This window comes from Cryobacterium zhongshanensis (genome assembly GCF_022760445.1).
Taxonomy (GTDB): Bacteria; Actinomycetota; Actinomycetes; order Actinomycetales; family Microbacteriaceae; genus Cryobacterium; species Cryobacterium algoricola.
Genome location: NZ_JALGAR010000010.1, coordinates 49723 through 67063, shown reverse-complemented (window position 1 = coordinate 67063; position 17341 = coordinate 49723). Strand labels below are relative to the sequence as shown.

At 70.1% G+C, this 17341-nt stretch carries 15 protein-coding genes; 10 read left to right on the top strand and 5 right to left on the bottom strand.

The genetic code is table 11. The features are described from left to right. Position 1: 1 nt before the first annotated feature. The 5 genes from MQH31_RS20245 to MQH31_RS20225 form a co-directional block, all read right to left on the bottom strand. Entirely contained in the window at positions 2–2578 is a 2577-nt protein-coding gene (locus tag MQH31_RS20245; protein WP_243013553.1) for an OpgC family protein, read from the bottom strand. Between the two features lie 205 nt (positions 2579–2783). Beyond that, positions 2784–3674: a TIGR01777 family oxidoreductase gene (locus tag MQH31_RS20240; RefSeq protein WP_243013552.1), complete on the bottom strand. Its 891-nt coding sequence runs from the start codon at positions 3672–3674 to the stop codon at positions 2784–2786. Positions 3675–3687: 13 nt separating this feature from the next. Beyond that, positions 3688–4113, bottom strand: a complete 426-nt coding sequence (locus MQH31_RS20235; RefSeq protein WP_134446935.1) for an OsmC family peroxiredoxin — start codon at positions 4111–4113, stop codon at positions 3688–3690. A 99-nt stretch (positions 4114–4212) separates the two neighbouring features. After that, a complete protein-coding gene (locus tag MQH31_RS20230; RefSeq protein ID WP_243013551.1) occupies positions 4213–4737 on the bottom strand; it encodes a DUF4395 domain-containing protein in 525 nt (174 codons plus the stop codon). After that, the gene (locus MQH31_RS20225) at positions 4727–5215 is read right to left on the bottom strand and encodes a TlpA family protein disulfide reductase (protein ID WP_243013550.1); all 489 of its coding nucleotides are present in this window, start codon (positions 5213–5215) and stop codon (positions 4727–4729) included. Before MQH31_RS20225 ends, MQH31_RS20230 begins: the two co-directional genes overlap by 11 nt. 84 nt (positions 5216–5299) lie before the next feature. On the opposite strand from MQH31_RS20225, the gene MQH31_RS20220 reads away from it, so the two are divergent. The 10 genes from MQH31_RS20220 (at position 5300) to MQH31_RS20175 (ending at position 17328) form a co-directional block, all read left to right on the top strand. Further along, positions 5300–6508: a glycoside hydrolase family 26 protein gene (locus tag MQH31_RS20220; protein ID WP_243013549.1), complete on the top strand. Its 1209-nt coding sequence runs from the start codon at positions 5300–5302 to the stop codon at positions 6506–6508. A gap of 48 nt (positions 6509–6556) precedes the next feature. Then, positions 6557–7534: a 4-hydroxy-tetrahydrodipicolinate synthase gene (dapA, locus tag MQH31_RS20215; protein WP_243013548.1), complete on the top strand. Its 978-nt coding sequence runs from the start codon at positions 6557–6559 to the stop codon at positions 7532–7534. Positions 7535–7562: 28 nt separating this feature from the next. Further along, positions 7563–9239: a ribonuclease J gene (locus MQH31_RS20210; protein ID WP_134534936.1), complete on the top strand. Its 1677-nt coding sequence runs from the start codon at positions 7563–7565 to the stop codon at positions 9237–9239. Between the two features lie 324 nt (positions 9240–9563). Beyond that, positions 9564–10604, top strand: a complete 1041-nt coding sequence (locus tag MQH31_RS20205) for a permuted SH3 domain-containing protein (RefSeq protein WP_243013547.1) — start codon at positions 9564–9566, stop codon at positions 10602–10604. Then, positions 10601–11371 carry an ABC transporter ATP-binding protein gene (locus MQH31_RS20200; protein ID WP_243013546.1) on the top strand — a complete coding sequence of 257 codons (771 nt, stop codon included), beginning with the start codon at positions 10601–10603 and terminating at the stop codon, positions 11369–11371. The genes MQH31_RS20205 and MQH31_RS20200 overlap by 4 nt, the downstream gene beginning before the upstream one ends. Positions 11372–11379: 8 nt before the next feature. Then, positions 11380–12603 (top strand): ABC transporter permease, encoded by a 1224-nt coding sequence (locus tag MQH31_RS20195; protein WP_243013545.1) that lies wholly within the window; start codon positions 11380–11382, stop codon positions 12601–12603. Positions 12604–12722: 119 nt separating this feature from the next. Then, positions 12723–15713: an FtsK/SpoIIIE family DNA translocase gene (locus MQH31_RS20190; RefSeq protein WP_134534933.1), complete on the top strand. Its 2991-nt coding sequence runs from the start codon at positions 12723–12725 to the stop codon at positions 15711–15713. Between the two features lie 2 nt (positions 15714–15715). Further along, entirely contained in the window at positions 15716–16315 is a 600-nt protein-coding gene (gene pgsA / locus MQH31_RS20185; protein WP_243013544.1) for a CDP-diacylglycerol--glycerol-3-phosphate 3-phosphatidyltransferase, read from the top strand. Between the two features lie 15 nt (positions 16316–16330). Beyond that, complete coding sequence (locus tag MQH31_RS20180; protein WP_243013563.1) at positions 16331–16864, top strand: CinA family protein; 534 nt, start codon at positions 16331–16333, stop codon at positions 16862–16864. Between the two features lie 155 nt (positions 16865–17019). Next, complete coding sequence (locus tag MQH31_RS20175; RefSeq protein WP_134446949.1) at positions 17020–17328, top strand: helix-turn-helix domain-containing protein; 309 nt, start codon at positions 17020–17022, stop codon at positions 17326–17328. Positions 17329–17341: the final 13 nt, after the last annotated feature.

The following is a 17341-nucleotide window of genomic DNA, read 5'->3' as shown; positions in this document are numbered from 1 at the left end:
CTCATCGCGGCACGATCCGGAACAGGAATTTCGTCCTGACCATCACCCAGAGCAGCGCGAGGATGACGACGTATGCGCCGGTGTTCAGCAACACGTTCCCGTCCTGGAGCGCCGGGATGTTGGCCGCGATCAGGGCGAAGAACACGTGCATGATGAAGACGTAGAGGGTCGCCTGCCCGAGCGGGATGAGGAACCAGCCGATGGCCCGCCGGATCGGGCGCCAGTATGCGCTGACCAGGGCGTAGAAGCTGACGACGACGAGCATCACGTTGAGCAGGCGACCGGGCTCGAGGTTGGTGCGTCCGAAGTACGCGCCGTAGACCGACCGGAAGAACGCGTCAGGCACGAGTCCGAGCCGAACCGAGTATGCGCTCGGGAGATACGGGTTGCTCCAGGAGAACAGCATCAGCGCGGTCGCGAGCAGCACGATCACTGCGGCGGCCACGAGGCCCCACCTCGAGGCGAACCAGCGGAGCAGGGCCAGGCGGTGGTACCCGGCAACGATTCCCGTGACGAAGAGCACCTGCCAGGTCAGCAGCGGGAACGAGTCCTCGAACTCGGAGGGGAACAGGCGCACCCCCGCGAGCGTGTTGAACGCGTACACACCCCAGCTGAGCGCGAGCACCGGCACCCACCACCGCTTCGACAGCGCCCACAGCACGAGCGGGCAGACGAGGAGCAGCACGACGTAGAGGCCCATCACGTTGAACTGCCACGGCCCGAGTCGGAGGAGCGCCAGATCGAGGAGGATGTGCGGGTTCACCGGGTAGGTCAGGAGCTGCCCGGCGTTTGCGTAGAGATCGTAGACGTGGCCTGATGCCGAACTGCCGCGCGCCCCGGTGCCCTGGTCGGTGAATGTCGTGAGGTAGTCGGCGTTGACGAAGGGCAGCCGGCTCACCGCGAAGATCAGGATCACCACGCCGAGGGCGGTGTAGTACAGCTTCCAGGCGCGCCGGCCGGTTCGGATGACCACCTCGCCGATACCGCTCGTGGCGATCCTGGGCCGGTAGACCATGCCGAGCACGACGCCGGCGAACAGCACGAACAGCTCGGCGCCGGAGACGATTCCGATGGCCTCCTGGGTGATTTCCTGGAACAGGGAGGCCAGGCCGATGTGGTTGACCACGACGAAGACGATCGCGAGGCCGCGCATCAGGTCGATGCGCAGGTCCCGGTTCGCGGGGCCGTCGTAGCTCGGCGCCGACCGGCCGGGTCTGCCGGATCTGCCGGGTCGGCTGGGTCTGCCGGGCCGGCCACGCCGGGCGACCGCGAGCGCGAACAGTACCGTGACCGCGACGACGACGAGCGCGGCCACGAGCCAGGCCCACCAGCCGCCGATGGTCAGCCCCGGGCCGGTGGCGGATGCTCCGGCCTCGTTCGTCGTCGGCGCGAACAGCGGGCCGAGCGTGAGGTCGCTCGCGGCGCGGTCGGTAGCGAAGGCGGCCCTGGTGCTGTCGCCGAGCGTCACACTCCAGTCGACGAAGGTGCCGCCGACGACCGCACGGGTCGCCGTGGTGTCCTGCCAGAGCACGGCCTTGAGCGTGGCGTACCGCGGGTCGGCGACGGCGGCGAAGACCTGGCGCCACCAGTTCTGCTTGACCGCGAGTTCGCCGGGGCCGCCCGCCGAGGGGCTGTAGAACGCCGCGGTCTCGAGGAGGAAGGGTTTGCCGGTCGCCGTCGAGTACCGGCCGAAGAAGCCGTCGCCGCCGGCGGAATCCGCGCCGGCGGCATCCGCGGCGGGGGAGCCGAGGCGGGCGACCAGCTCGCCGTCGCGCGGAACGGTGTTGCGCGCATCGCCGCCCGCGGTGTCGTCGTGATAGACCGAGAGCCCGACCCAGTCGGCGACGGCGCCGGGAAAGTAGGGCGCGTATGGGTCGTCGGCGCCGTCGACGGAGCCGTCCCGGTTGGTGTCGAGCTCGCGGAGCGTGTCGGTATCTGCGGCCCGGGTCCCGGTGAAGGGATACCCGCCGCCCCAGTTCGGCGACCACACCATCACGGCGCCGGGCAGACGGCGGTGCACGGCGTCTGCGACGGCCGCGAAGGCCTGGCGGTATGCGGAGGGCTGCTGCCCCCACGGCACCCAGGTGCTGTTCATGTCAGGCGCGAAGCGCAGGTACAACGGTGCGGTGCCGGTGCCCCGCGCGGCCGCGATTCCGTCGACGAGCCGGGCTGCGGCATCCGCGTCGATCGACGGCAGCGGCACCGTCGGGCGGATGGTGAGCAACGCGAGGGAACCGGCACCGTTCGTCTTCTGCAGGAATTGGGTGCTGTAGCCCGTGTCGGCGCCCGACATCGGCATCGACACGGAGTGCTCGTAGAAGGCGCTCGGGGAGCCGAGGCGGGACGCCTGCTCGGCAGGGCTGTCACTGCTCCAGTCGAGGATCGACCCGAAGTATGCTCCGGTGGCCGGCTCGACGCTGACGGGAGCGCCGTCCGCCGCGGGTGCAGGCGTCGCCGTCACGGGGGGCGTCGGCGCAGGTTCCGGTGTCGCCGTTGCCGTGCCCGTGGCCGAGGGTGTGGGGGCGGCGCGTGCAGCCGTGGCAGGCAGGGCCAGGGGAAGTGCCAGCGCCAGAGCCACGGCAAGCGCTGCGGTCGCCCGTCGCACAGGGGATCGGGAGGCGCGTGCTCTGGAGACCTGCACCCGCTACCCCCGACGTCTAGCCCGACGGCCTCCCGCGATTGTGGTGCGACCCGTGCCTCAGCGTAGCGGAAAACGAGAAAAAATCACCCCCGGATGGGGGTGATGTAGCGGCGACATCACCCGGCGGGGCCCGCCAGCCGGGTCACCCCTCGGCGAGCATCGCGTCGACGGCTTCGGCGACCGTGCCGTGCCGGAACACGAAGCCGTCGCCCTGTAGCAGGGCACTGCTGACCCGCTGGTCGGCGAGGAGCAGCTGGCGGGCGGCGTCGCGGAGTGCGAGTGTGAGCGCGAACTCGGGCACTGGCAGGAAGAAGGGGCGGTGCAGTGCGACCGTCACGGCCCGGATCACGTCGTTCGCCGAGGCCGGAGTCGGACCGGCCAGGTTGACCGGGCCGCTGAGGGTGGAGCCGAGCAGGTGCACGATCGCGGCGGCCTCGTCGTGCAGGCTGATCCACGGCCAGTGCTGGGTGCCGTGGCCGAGCGGACCGCCGAGGCCGAGTTTGACCAGGGGAAGCAAGGGTTTCAGCGCTCCGCCGCGCGCGATCACGAGTCCGGTGCGAAGCAGGACGACGCGGGTCGGCGCCGGCGTGCGCAGGGCCTCGGCCTCCCAGGCCTCCACGACCGCGGCGAGGAAGTCGTCGCCGGGCGCCGAACGTTCGGTGAGGATCTCGCCGGGCCGGTTGCCGTACACGCCGACGGCCGAGCCGCTCAGCAACAAGGCCGGCGGGGTGGGACTCCTCCGGATCGCTTCGACGAGAGTGCGGGTCGCGTGGGTCCGGGAGGCCAGGATTTCGGTGCGGTAGCCGTTCGTCCACGGCAGCCGGGCGAGCGAGGCGCCGGAGAGGTTGACGACCGCGTCGACCCCGTCGAGGGCCGTGGGGTCGATGTCGAAGACGGCGGGGTCCCAGGTGACTTCGTCCGGCCCGGCCGCCGGGTGCCGCACGAGCCGGGCGACGGTGTGCCCGGCCTCGCCGAGCTGGCGGACGAGTTCGGTGCCGATCAGCCCGGAGGCTCCGGCGATCAGTACGCGCATCGGGTGCCGGCGCCTAGGCCAGTTCCGCTTCGATCGTGATGGGGATCCCGGCGAGGGCCTTCGAGACAGGGCAGTTCGCCTTCGCGTCCTCGGCGAACGCGGCGAACTGCTCCTCGGTGAGACCGGGCACGCTCGCACTGACGAGCAGGTGGCTGCCGACGATGCCGACGCCGGCCTCGAACGTCACGGCAGCGGTCGTCTGGATGTTCTCCGGCGTGTGCCCGGCCGCGCCGAGCCCGTTCGCGAGGGCCATCGAGAAGCACGCGGCGTGCGCGGCACCGAGCAGTTCCTCGGGGTTGGTGGTGTTCGGGCTCCCGACACTGCGGGCCTTCCAGGTGACCGGGAATTCTCCGGCGTGGGAGGAGTCGAGTGAGACGGTGCCATGGCCGGACTTCAGGTCTCCGGTCCAGACGGTTGACGCTTCGCTGGTCAGTGCCATGGTGTTACCTCCTGGGTGTGAAACCCCCAGCCTAACCGGGCATCCGCCCCCGGGGACAGGGTCAGTCTGGGAGTTGGCAGGGAGCCCGGTCCAGGAGCCTCAGGCTGCGGCGGGGGAGCGGCCGAGCAGGCCGGCGCGCACGAGGAGCAGGTACATCTGGCAGCCGAGGCAGTAGTCGAAGACCGCGTTGAGGAAGGCCGCGACGAATGCGAGGGCCGCCGCGACGCCGACGGCGGGCGCGAGACCGAGGAATCCGAGCACGACCCCGACCGCGGTGACGAACAGGCCGACGCCCTGGGCGAAGGTGGGCGGTGCCGGGTTCTCGAGTTCGGCGGGCGCGGCGAGGCGTGGGCGCACGAATCGCTTGAACAGCCAGCCGTACGGGTGCCGCCCGACGCCGGCGAACGCGCCCCAGGCGAAGAGCGCGGCGAGAACGGCGAGCAGGGAGAGGGCGGCGACGGATGCCCCGGTCAGGGCGAGGAAGACCACGACAAGCAGGAGCACGGCCGTGATGGCGGCGCTGAAGCGCGGACCCCGCGGATCGATCGGTCTGCGTGTGCGCGGGGTCGGTGCGCTCGCCGGGTTCGCCGGGTTCGGGAAGTTCGGGAGGGAATCACTGGGCATGGGGGCTCCCTGACAGGGTCGATGAGGGGGTGCGGCTCTCCGGTGCGGGCCCGGCGAGTTGGTCGAGGTGGCGGATGACGTCGGTCCGGTGCGGCGGACCCCCGACGCGGGCGTGCAGCCGGCCGGAGCCGTCGAGGATCAGGGTGGTCGGGGTCTGCAGCACTCCGAAGCGGGCGGCCAGGTCGGCTCGATGGGTGAGATCGACGTCGAGATGGGTGACTCCGGTGCGCGCGTCGGCGATGCCCGACAGGAGCCGGTTCGTGCCGGGGCAGCGCGCACAGTGCTCCGTGGAGAACTGGACGAGGGTGGCCGCGGCGCCGAAGGGGACCTGACTGCCGACATCCGCAGGGGTCAGCACGGTCACTTCGGTGTCGGCCACGTCGCGGATCACTCCCTGGCGCGAGCGATAGACGAGGCCGAGCGCGGTCGCGACCGCGACGAGGGCGACCAGGACGAGTGCGGCGCCGAGCGGGTTCATGGGCTCGACGTTACGCGGTACTTCAGCGGGGAATCTTCGTGTGACGAGAGATGACGGACGGTACCCCCCGTTAGGGTGGTATTCGTGCCTTACATCCCCCGGGCGCGTCCCGCCCACGCGCTCCGCCTGTCCGCCGCTTTCGGCGCGGTCGTCAGCGTCGTAGCGCTCCTCGCCGGCTGCACAGCGGCGCCGGACTCCGTGCCTCCGACGGTCTCCTGCGCGGTCACAGCGACGGCCGACCTGGTGCCGCACGCGGGCGTTCTGTTCGGGGTCAACCTGGACTGGGGCGCCGAGACCCTCGCCGAATTCAGCGGTTCCGGCCTTCGTCCCGCGGTCGCCGTCTCCTTCTCCGGCCTGCCGATGAGTGCGGATGACCGCGCCAACGTCGGGGCCGCAGCGGGACAGGTGCTCTCCAACGGCGGCGAACTCCTGCTCACCCTCGAACCGCGCGCGGGCCTCGCCGCCATCACCCCTGCCGTGGCCGACGACCTGGGCGCCCTCCTCGGCGCGCTGAACAACCGCGGCGTGCCCGTCGTGGTGCGCTTCGCCCACGAGATGAACGGGTCCTGGTACGAGTGGGGCCAGCAGCCCACGGAATATGTCGCGGCCTTCCGCAGGGTCGCGGACGCCGTGAAGCGGGATGCCCCGGGTTCCGCGATGATGTGGGCGCCGAACTACGGCGGCGGCTATCCCTTCGCGGGCGGCGCGTATGCGGCCACGCCGGGAACGGCCGACTTCACCGCCCTCGACACCGACGGAGACGGCACGCTCACGATCAGGGACGACCCCTACCTGCCGTACTACCCCGGGGACGACGTGGTGGACTGGGTCGGCATGTCCCTGTACCACTGGGGGTCCGCGTACCCCTGGGGCGAGGACGAGCTTCCGGAGCCCGGCAAGTTCGCCGCTCAGCTCACCGGAACCTACGTCGGACTCGCCGGAGACGAGACCGCCACGCCCGACTTCTACGGCGTCTACGGCGACGGTCACGGCAAGCCCGTCGCCATCCCGGAGACAGCCGCGCTCGTCGTGTCCGGGGGAGACCCGGCCCTGGAACTGGCGATCAAGCAGGCGTGGTGGCGCCAGGTCTTCTCGGCAGACACGGCGACGAGATTCCCGAGGCTGCACATGATCAACTGGTTCGAGTGGGAGAAATACGAGACCGAGATCGGGGCGCGCGTCGACTGGACGCTCGCCCGCAGCACCGCGGTCCGGGCGGCGTTTCTCCGCGACCTTCCGGACTGGCTGATCTTCGGGCATCCCGACGAGTCCTGCGCCCGGAAGGCCGGTTAACGCCGCCGGGACTGCCGCCGGACGTCGGCAAGGCGATAGCCTGTCCACGTGTCTATGTCTGAGAATCCGTTCGGCCAGGTCCTCGTCGCCCTGGTAACTCCCTTCACCGCCGACGGCGAGGTCGACTGGGCGGGCGTGGCGAAGCACATCGACGACGTCATCACGGCGGGAGCCGACGGCATCGTCGTCACCGGCACCACGGGGGAGACCTCGACCCTCACCGACGCGGAGAAGCTGCGCCTCGTCGAGGTCGGCAAGGACGTCGCGGCGGGTCGCGCGAAAATCATCATGGGCGGCGGCTCGAACGAGACCGCGCACGCGATGCAGCTCGCCCGGCAGAGCGAGAAGGCCGGCGCCGACGGCAACATGATCGTCACCCCGTACTACAACAAGCCCACCCAGGCCGGAATTCTCACCCATTTCCGGATGATCGCCGACGCGACCGACCTGCCCGTGATCCTCTACGACATCCCCGGCCGCACCGGCGTCGCGATCGCATACGAGACGCTGCTCCGCGCCGCGAAGCACCCCAACATCCTCGCGGTCAAGGACGCCAAGGGCGACCTCGCCCAGGTGAGCCGGGTGCTCAACCAGACCGACCTGATGTATTTCTCCGGCGACGACCCGAACGTGCTCCCGCACCTGTCGATCGGCGCGACCGGCCTGATCGGCGTGACGGCGAACATCGCGGCGACGCCGTACCGGCAGATGGTCGACGCCGTCAACGCCGGCGACCTGAAGACCGCCACCGCCGCCCACAAGCAGCTCGAGCCGCTCGTGCGCGCCGTGATGACCCACGTGCCCGGTACCGTCGCCGCCAAGTACATCCTGCACGGCCTCGGGCGCATCAAGAGCCCCCGCGTGCGGCTGCCCCTCGTCGGCCCCGAGGAATGGGAAGCCGCCGAGATCGAGGACGAGATCGACCTCGTCAAGAACATCCCCGGTGTGGACTTCTCCAACTTCCGCCCGGACCGCAATGCCGCAGCCGGCGGGGCCCTGCCCCAGATCGCCGGAACCACCCGCTAGCCAGCACACCGAACCACGAGGAGGGCCCATGCCCATCGACGTCTACGAACCGGCCACACTCGAACCGGGAACGCTCCGGATCATCCCGATCGGCGGCCTCGGCGAGATCGGCCGGAACATGACGTCGTTCGAGATCGACGGCAAGATCCTGATCGTCGACTGCGGCGTGCTGTTCCCCGAGGAGCACCAGCCCGGCGTCGACCTGATCCTGCCGGACTTCAGCCCGATCCGGGACCGGCTCGACGACATTCTCGGCGTGGTGCTGACGCACGGGCACGAGGACCACATCGGTGCCGTGCCGTACCTGCTCAAGCTGCGGGCGGACATCCCCCTGATCGGCTCGGGGCTCACGCTCGCGTTCATCGAGGCCAAACTCAAGGAACACCGGATCGTGCCGTACACGCTGCAGGTCGCCGAGGGGCAGACCGAGCGGCTCGGCCCGTTCAACCTCGAGTTCGTCGCGGTCAACCACTCCATCCCGGACGCCCTCGCCGTGGCGATCAAGACCGCGGGCGGCACCGTGCTGCACACCGGCGACTTCAAGATGGACCAGCTCCCGCTCGACCACCGGCTCACCGACCTGCGCGAGTTCGCGCGGCTCGGCACCGAGGGCGTCGACCTGTTCCTCGTCGACTCCACCAACGCGGATGTCCCCGGCTTCACCGCCTCGGAGCGGCTGATCGGTCCCGTCCTCGACGACGTCATCGCCAGGGCCCCGCGCCGCGTCATCGTCGCGAGCTTCTCGAGCCACGTGCATCGGGTGCAGCAGGTGCTCGACGCCGCACACGCCAACGGGCGCCGGGTGGCCCTGCTCGGCCGCTCCATGGTGCGCAACATGACGATCGCCGCAGACCTCGGCTACCTGACCGTGCCGGAGGGAGTGCTCGTGGACTTCAAGAAGGCCGGCAGCATCCCGGACGACAAGATCGTCTACATGTCGACCGGTTCCCAGGGCGAACCGATGGCCGTGCTCGCGCGGATGGTCAACCAGGACCACCAGGTCGAGGTCGGCCCCGGCGACACCGTGATCCTCGCGAGCTCGCTCATCCCGGGTAACGAGAACGCGGTCTACCGCATCATCGACGGCCTGACCAAGCTCGGCGCCAACGTCGTGCACAAGGGCAACGCCAAGGTGCACGTCTCCGGCCACGCCGCCGCGGGCGAGCTCACCTACTGCTACAACATCCTCAAGCCGAAGAACGTGCTCCCGGTGCACGGCGAATACCGCCACCTCGTCGCCAACGCGAAGCTCGCCGCCGAGACCGGCGTGCCGCCGGAGAACGTCATCCTCGCCGAGGACGGCACCGTGCTCGACCTCAGGGACGGCGTCGTGCGGAAGGTCGGCCAGCTCGACCTCGGCTACGTCTACGTCGACGGCTCGACGGTCGGCGAGATCACCGAGGCCGACCTCAAGGACCGGCGCACCCTCGCCGAGGAGGGCTTCATCTCGATCATCATCGTCGTCGATGCCAAGACCGGCAACGTCATCGTCGGCCCGGAGATCCACGCGAAGGGCTTCGCGGAGGACGACTCGGTCTTCGACGCGGTGCTGCCCAAGATCCGGGCGGCGCTTGCCGAGGCCGCCGAGAACGGGGTGCGCGACCCGCATGCGCTGCAGCAGATCGTGCGCCGCACGGTCGGTCGCTGGGTCAATGTGACCTTCCGCCGCCGCCCGATGATCGTGCCGCTCGTCATCGAGGCCTAGCCCGGAATCCGCGCCGGCGACGGCCGCCATCCGACGTGAAGTCGGAGAAATCTCGGACACGCCGTGAGCGCGGGCAGGGATGCCGGCGTGTCGCGAAAATCTCCGACTTTGCGTTTCACCCACGAGAGCAGCACGCCCGGCGCACGCTCGCGGGCACGAAGGCGCGAGGCGCGGGATGCCTGATCGTGTGGCATTTCGCGCAAACCGCGCACGGCATCCGTTTCACCCGTAGGATCGACCCAGCGTCGCCTGCGGCGCGTAACCGAAACGGGGGCTCCGGTGCACGTAGCGCGAGTGTGGATATTTCCGATCCTGCGATTGCTGGTGATCGCCGCGATCGCCGTGGCGCTCGTCAAAGTCGCGTTCTTCCCTGACACCGCGGTCGCCGACGACCCCGCCCAGCCGAGCGCAGAGCTCATCGAACCGCAGCTGCCGGTCAGCCTCGGCACGATCACGAACGACGTCGTCGTGCCGGGTACCGTCAACGCCGACCCGGCCGTCCCGGTGCGGGCCACCGCACTCGGCACCGTCGACGAGGTGTTCGCCACGGTCGGCCAGACGGTCGCGAACGGCGACAAGCTCTACGACATCAAGGTCGAGACGCCCCGCGACCCGGTCGAGTCGACGGATGCCGCCGGCCAGGTCACCGTGACCCAGCCCAAGCCGGCCGTCACGTTCGTCAAGGTCCTCGCGACCGCGGCGGGCACTGTCAGTTCGCTCACCGTGATCCACGGCCAGTCCGTCGCGATCGGCGACACGACGGGACAGCTCGCCCCTCCCACGTTCTCGGTGAGCGGTTCGCTCAGCCCCGAGCAGCAGTACCGGCTGGTGAACCGGCCGACCGAGGCATCCATCGCCATCACCAACGGCCCCGCGCCCTTCACCTGCACCGGGCTCAGCATCACGACCCCGCTCGCCGGCGCCGGCGGGGGCGGCGGAACCGGCACGGACGGGGCCACCGGATCGTCGGGCTCGGCAGGGTCGGCCGGCGGCGGAACGACCACGACCGTGAGCTGCGCGGTTCCGGCCGGCGTGACGGTCTTCCCCGGCCTCGCAGCGCAGATCACCCTCGCAGGCGGCAAGGCGGAGAACGTGCTCGTGGTGCCGACGACCGCGGTCAAGGGGTCCGCCGAAACCGGCATCGTCTGGTTCGTGCTGCCGGACGGCGGCACGGAGGAACGCCCCGTCACCCTCGGCCTGACCGACGGGACCAACGTCGAGGTGCGCACCGGCCTCGTGGCCGGCGACCTGATCGACCAGTTCGTGCCCGGCGCCGTCGATCCGGCAACCGACGGGTGCCAGGTGCTCCCGGACGGGAGCAAATTCTGCTCAGCCCCCGGCGTCTCCGCCGGAGTCGCGGGATGACGCTCCTCCACCTCGAGGGCGTCACCCGCACGGTGCGGCTGATCGACGCTCCGCCGTTGACCATCCTCAGCGGGGTCGACCTCGACGTCGCTGTCGGCGACCGCGTCTCCATCGTCGGCCGATCCGGCTCGGGAAAGTCCACCCTGCTGAACCTGCTCGGGCTACTCGACAACCCCACGACCGGCGTGATGCTCTTCGACGACCGGCCCGTGCAATCGTTCTCGAGCGGCCACCGCGACCGGGTACGCGGCCGCGACGTCGGCTTCATCTTCCAGCAGTTCAACCTCCTGCAGGGCCGCACCGCCCTCGAGAACGTGATGACGCCGCTGCTCTACGCCGAGGGCCGGGCGTTCTGGCAGCGTTCCCGGATCGCAGCGGAGATGCTCGACCGGGTGGGCCTCGGTCACCGGCTGACCGCCCTGCCGGACAAACTCTCCGGCGGCGAGCAGCAGCGGGTCGCGATCGCGCGCGCGCTCGTCCGCAGCCCCCGGCTGATCCTCGCCGACGAGCCCACCGGGGCGCTCGACCTCGAGACCGGCGCTGCCGTGATGACCCTGCTCGACGAGGTCGCGACCGACTCCGGCGCCGCCCTCGTCACGATCACCCACGACCCGAACATCGCGGCGACCGCCACCCGGCACCTCCGCCTCGACGGCGGCGGGCTCCGCCCGGTGCACGACCCCGTGCGCGACCGTGCGCATGACCCTGCGCTGGACGCGGTGCGCGGCACGGCGCCGGCCACGATTCCGGACGCGATGCTCGCATGAACCGGGTCGTGAGCAACCTCGTCGGCTCCTTCGTCGAGGCCTGGCAGGAGCTGCGCATCCATCGCACCCGGGTGCTGCTTTCCCTGGTCGGCGTCGCCGTCGCCGTGTGCGCGATCACGACCGTGGTCGCGCTCGGTTCGGTGGCGCAGCAGGCCACCGTCGAACAGAGCGAGCGGCAGGGCGGCCGGCCGGCGAGCCTGTCGATGCAGATCTCGCAGAGCGACGGCACGGCACCGGACTCCGCTGCGATGCAGGCGCTCTGGGAGACCGAGCTCGCGCGATACCGGGTCGGTCACGCGAGCAGGCTCGTGCAGACCAGCCAGCTCGTGCAGTTCAGGGACGGCGCTGCGCAAGTGCAGATCCAGGGCGTCGACCCCGCTTACGGCACCATGCACCGCATCCGCCTCCTGCACGGCGACTGGTTCACGGCCGCAGACGCCGACCGGCTGGCCCCGGCCGTCCTCGTGAACTCGGTCTTCTACGACCGGATCGGCCGACCGGACCTCCGCACCCACCCGACGACCACCCTGCTCGGCACCCAGAACGCCACGGCCGTGATCACGGGCGTGTACCAGACCACGGCCTGGGACAACGCGCCGGCGATGTACATGCTCGCGGACGCCGTGCAGGCGCTCGGCCCGGCGGACACCCTCGCCCTGCGCGGATCCGGCCAGCCCCCGAGCTATGAGCTCTGGGTGCCGCCGGCACTCGCGGAGGACCTGCGCGCCGCACTGACCAGGGACGTGCAGGGCGCGCTCGGAAGCACGGCGAACGTGCAGGTCTACCGGCAGGACTACGCCGCGTACAGCGGAGACAACCCGTACCTGCCGCTCCAGCTCGTGGTCGGGGGAGTCGCACTGCTCGTCCTCCTGCTCGGGGCGCTCGGCCTGGTGAACATCGCCCTCGTCACCCTCAAGCAGCGGATCCGGGAGATCGGCATCCGGCGCAGCTTCGGCGCAACCGCCGGCCGGGTCTTCTTCTCCGTGATGATGGAGAGCGTCGTCGCGACCATCGTCGCAGGCGTCGTCGGCGTGATCGCCGCCGTGCTGATCGTCACGAATCCCCTCGTCGAGGGCTTCATCGGCCAGGGCCAGGTGACCGACTTCCCGCCGTTCCCGGTGGAAGCCGCGGTGCTCGGCCTCGTCTGCGCAACCGCGGTCGGCGCGCTCGCCGGCCTGCTGCCCGCGCTCGTGGCCGTGCGGGTCAAGGTGATCGACGCCATCCGCTACTGAACGCAGCCCGGCGCACCTGCCCGGCGCACCTGCCCGGTGCACCTGCCCGGTGAGCCGGGCCGCGACGTCGACCGCGTGGGCTCGCGCGGAATCGGCGGCTCGGCGGTACCGTGGACTCCATGGCCACGAGCACTAAGTCGACCGGGCGCGCCCGCACCACGCCGGCGCGCGGTACACCCGCGCGCAAGCCGGCTGCCCGCACCACCGCCCAGAAGACGGTCAAGTTCTCCGCCGCGGAGACCGAACCCGGCCTTTTCGTGCGTTCCTGGCTCGCCCTGGCCCACGTCGCCGGCGCCGCCGCGCGCGCGCTCGGCCCCGAAAAACTCTCCAAAGAGGAACGCCGCGACGGCCTGCCGTTCTTCCTCGTGCTGCTCGCCGTCGCCGGCGCGGTCGTGGAATGGTTCCTGATCGACAACGCCGTCGCCCGCAACTTCGACGCGTGGACCTTCGGCGGGCTGTTCGGCCGGGTCGCGTTCGCGTTGCCGGTGATCCTCTTCGTCTTCGCGATCTGGCTGTTCCGTAAGCCCAGTTCCGTGCACGACAACGGGCGGATCGGCATCGGGCTGAGCCTGCTGCTCGTCTCCGTCTCCGGGCTCTGCCACGTCTACGGCGGCCAGCCGACGCCCACCCAGGGCATGAACGTGCTCGCACTCTCCGGCGGTGTGATCGGCTGGATGGTCGCGGCGCCGCTGATCGCCCTCACGACCGCCATCGGCGCCACCGTCATCATCATCCTGCTGCTCGCCCTGAGCCTGCTGATCATCACGAAGACCCCGCCGAACCGGATCGGGCAGCGGTCGCGCGAGCTCTACGCCTGGCTGTTCGGCGCAGAGCTCTCCACGGAGGACGAGCGCGCGGCGGCGAAGACCGCGAAACTCGAGCGCGCCGAGAAGACCGCCCAGGTCGAACTCGACGGCGTCGACGGCGAGCCGGACGGCAACAGCGCCCTGCCCTGGTGGCGCCGCAACAACAGCAAGCGCGAGGAAGACCCCGACTTCGGCGGCGCCCTCGTGTCGGATGCCGGTGCCCACGGCCCGAAGAAGGGCGCCGGCGGGTCGGGGGACGGCGACGATCCGCTCAGCACCCTGCTCGGCGGCGACGGACGCGGCGGCTTCGACAGCGCCATCGCCCCGGCGGACGGTTCCCCGGTGCCCACTCCGGCGACGCCGTTCTCGGTCGGGCTGTCCGGCGGCGGCGCCGGCGGCGACCACTACGGCACCGAGGTGCTCGAGGACCTGCTCCGCGCAGAAGACGCCATCAAGCGTTTCACCGGTGAGATCGACGTGACGCGCGGCTCGGACTTCGGCCTGCACGACGACGAGGCGACCGGAGGCCCGGGGTCCGCGGCGGCCGCAGGACTCACCGAAGTACTTCCCGGGCTCGACGGCCTCGCAGGGGCGACCGGTGCTGTTCCCGGCGAGGACGGGCATCCACTGCACCCGGACACGGGCGACCACCCGGCCGTGCCCTACGAGCTGCCGTCGAACACGACCCTGACCGCCGGACCGCCAGCGAAGGCGCGTTCCGCGGCGAACGACGTGATCGTCACCTCGATCACCGAAGTGCTCACCCAGTTCCAGGTCGACGCCCGGGTGACCGGGTTCTCCCGCGGCCCGACCGTGACCCAGTATGAGATCGAACTCGGCCCCGGTGTCAAGGTCGAGCGGGTCACCGCCCTCAGCAAGAACCTGTCGTACGCTGTCGCGTCGAACGAGGTGCGGATCCTCTCGCCGATCCCCGGCAAGAGCGCGATCGGCATCGAGATCCCGAATACCGACCGCGAAATCGTCACCCTCGGTGACGTGCTCCGCTCGGCGGCGGCCACGAACAGCACCCACCCGATGACCATCGGTGTCGGGAAGGACGTCGGCGGCGGCTTCGTCGTGGCGAACCTCGCCAAGATGCCCCACCTCCTCGTCGCCGGTTCGACCGGTTCTGGCAAGTCGAGCTTCGTGAACTCGATGATCACGAGCCTGCTGATGCGCGCCCAGCCGAGCGACGTGCGCATGGTGCTGATCGACCCGAAGCGCGTCGAGCTCGCCGCATACGCCGGCGTGCCGCACCTCATCACCCCCATCATCACGAGCCCGAAGAAGGCCGCCGAAGCGCTGCAATGGGTCGTCAAAGAGATGGACATGCGCTACGACGACCTCGCGAGCTTCGGCTTCCGCCACATCGACGACTTCAACAAGGCCGTCGTCGGCAACGAGATCGTGCTCCCGGCCGGAAGCGCCCGCACCCTCAAGCCGTACCCGTACCTGCTCGTCGTCGTCGACGAGCTCGCCGACCTGATGATGGTCGCCCCGCGCGACGTCGAAGACTCGATCGTGCGGATCACGCAGCTGGCCCGCGCCTCCGGCATCCACCTCGTGCTCGCCACCCAGCGCCCGAGCGTGGACGTCGTCACCGGTCTGATCAAGGCCAACGTGCCCTCCCGCCTCGCGTTCGCGGTGACGAGCGTCACCGACTCCCGGGTCATCCTCGACCAGCCGGGCGCGGACAAGCTCATCGGCCAGGGCGACGCGCTCTTCCTGCCGATGGGCGCCTCGAAGGCCATCCGGGTGCAGGGCGCCTGGGTCAGCGAGGCCGAGATCGAGCGGGTCGTCAAGCACGTCACCCAGCAGGCCCGCCCCGACTACCGGCCGGATGTCTCGATGGCCGCTCCCCGCAAGGAGATCGACTCCGACATCGGCGACGACCTCGAGGTGCTCCTCGCCGCGGCCGAACTCGTCGTCTCCACCCAGTTCGGCTCGACCTCGATGCTGCAGCGGAAGCTGCGGGTGGGCTTCGCCAAGGCCGGCCGTCTGATGGACCTGCTCGAGTCCCGCGAGATCGTCGGCCCCTCGGAGGGCTCGAAGGCCCGCGACGTGCTTGTCACCGTCGAACAGCTGCCGAGCGTGCTCGCCCTGCTCCGCGGCTCCGACGACGAGCACCACGCCGCGACGGCCGCCAGGCAGGCCAACGCCGCCCACGACGCGGATGCCCGCTCCGATTCCCAGCCCGACCCGCGCTACGCAGGCGACCCGGTCGCGAAGATGAGCGAGGGCTACCCTGAGGAAGAGGCATCGTCAGCAGACGAGGATGCCTGGAACCTCACCGGCAGGGACTGATCATGGCCACAGCATCCGAACCCGTCGCACGCCCGAGCAACTGGAACCTGCCCAACCTGATCACGGTCGTGCGGATCCTGCTCGCCCCGCTGTTCATCTGGATGCTGCTCGCCGACGCCGGCCACGACGGCGCGCTGCGCTGGGCCGCCGCCGTGCTGTTCATCCTCGCGATCGCGACCGACGGCATCGACGGCGCGATCGCCCGCAAGCACAACCTCGTCACCGACCTCGGCAAGCTGCTCGACCCCATCGCCGACAAGGTCCTCACCGGGGGAGCGCTCGTCGCCCTGTCGATCCTCGGCGAACTGTGGTGGTGGGTCACGATCGTGATCCTCGTCCGCGAGCTCGGCATCACCGCCTTCCGCTTCGTGATGCTCCGCGACCGGGTCATCCCGGCCTCCCGCGGCGGCAAGCTCAAGACCATCATGCAGTCGGTCGCGATCTCGCTCTTCCTCGTTCCGCTCTGGCTCGTGCTCGGCGACTGGATCCACTGGGTCAACTACGCAGCCATGGCCGTCGCGTTCGTGCTGACCGTATCGACCGGCATCGACTACCTCGTCGCCGCCCGGCGCGTCTCGCGCCAGTCCCGGCACGACGGCTGACCCGCCGTGACCGATGTGCCCGATGTGCCCGATGTGCCCGAAGTGCCCGATGCGGATGACCCCACCGCGTCCCTGATCGCCGAACTCACCCGCCGGGGCCTCACCATCGCCGTCGCGGAGTCCCTGACCGGGGGAGCGCTCGCGGCCGAACTCATCAGGATTCCCGGGGCATCCGTCGTCGTCGCCGGCGGGATCGTCGCCTACCAGACCGAACTCAAGCACACCCTCCTCGGCGTCGACCCGGCACTCCTCGCCGCCAACGGACCTGTCGACCCGGAGGTCGCGCGCCAGATGGCCGGGGGAGCACGCAGACGGCTCACCCTCGGCGGCCGGAGCGCGGATATCGGCGTCTCGACGACCGGCGTCGCCGGCCCGGACCCCCAGGGCGGCCGTCAACCGGGAACGGTCTACCTCGGCCTGTCGATCGGGACGGAAACCTCGGCGGTGGCGCTCGACCTCACCGGTGACCGGGCCGCGATCCGGGCGAAGACAGTGCGGGCGGCCGTCGAAGCTGTGCGTGCGCTGATAGCCACGTTACCGACGGAATAGTTCGCGTAAACGCTGGGTTACACAGTACATATTCACAAGCAAACCCCAGTCGTTCTGGGTAGTCTGCAGGAGTCGGCTGGATGTAGTACTGTTGTCCATCCGTCACCGGTATGACCCAAATAGTTGTACCTAATAAGTACGAGAAGGAGGTTCCGATGATTCTTGTGCGACAGGAAATCGGCGATGTGCTCAGGGACTTCCGACTGCAGAAAGGGCGCACACTGCGTCAGGTTGCCAGCAAGGCCAGCGTGGCCCTGGGTTACCTGAGCGAAGTGGAGCGCGGCCAGAAGGAAGCGTCATCCGAGATTCTGGCGTCCGTCGCCGACGCGCTGGACACCCCGATCTCGGTCATCATGCGTGAGGTGGGAGACCGCCTCGCCGTCATCGAGGGAATCGATCGTTTCCCCGACACCGTTCCCGACGAGCTCGTCGCGACGTACGACACCGGCATGATGGTTCGTTGACCCCGGGCCTCCC